The organism is Vibrio sp. Y176 (assembly GCF_033438945.1).
This window is the reverse complement of record NZ_JAWOQS010000480.1, coordinates 1-726: the sequence shown is the minus strand read 5'-3', so window position 1 is coordinate 726 and position 726 is coordinate 1. Positions and strand designations below refer to the sequence as shown.

General features: G+C 47.0%; 1 protein-coding gene. It reads left to right on the top strand.

The annotated features are described in order from the left end of the window. Nucleotides 1-540: phosphopantothenoylcysteine decarboxylase (locus R7O13_RS26830; RefSeq protein ID WP_318305202.1), on the top strand; the 540-nt coding region annotated here is incomplete at its 5' end. Nucleotides 541-726 lie beyond the last annotated feature (186 nt).

Here is a 726-nt window from a genome sequence, read left to right as displayed (position 1 = left end):
GCAAACGCTGCCGCGCAGTTAGGCGCAAAAGTCCCGCTAGTGAGCGGCCCTGTCAACCTGAGCACACCGATGGGAGTGGAGCGCATTAACGTGTCTAGCGCACAAGAAATGTATGAGGCCGTGATGGCTCAAGCCATCAGTCACGATGCGTTCATCAGCTGCGCAGCAGTAGCGGATTATCGACCTGAGGCCATTGCGTCTCAAAAGTTGAAAAAGACGGCAGACAACGATCAGATGACCATCAAAATGGTGAAAAACCCTGATATTGTAGCGTCCGTCGCAGCACTGACTGATAAGCGCCCATTTACGGTAGGTTTTGCAGCAGAAACCAACGATGTCGAAACTTATGCCCGAGGAAAGTTAGCGAAGAAAAACCTCAATATGATCTGCGCTAACGATGTGTCAGTCGAAGGCCAAGGCTTCAATAGTAATGACAACGCCATCACCCTATTTTGGCCTGATGGTGAGCTTGCATTAGCTCTAGAGTCAAAAGAAGCCCTGAGCTTCAAAATCCTCGAGAAAATGCGTGAATTGATGTAATTCGCACTTATTTTCTAATTAAGAACTGGCACAAATTTAGTCTAAACATGACAACTGAGGGTGTTAAATCTCCCATTCCGCCCTCAGCAGTCTAGTGTGATGCGACTTAGCATCTTATAATCCCCTCCGCTCAACTTTGTATTTTGAAAGGAAGTAACTAATGGCCGGCAGTAAAAAATCCAATCG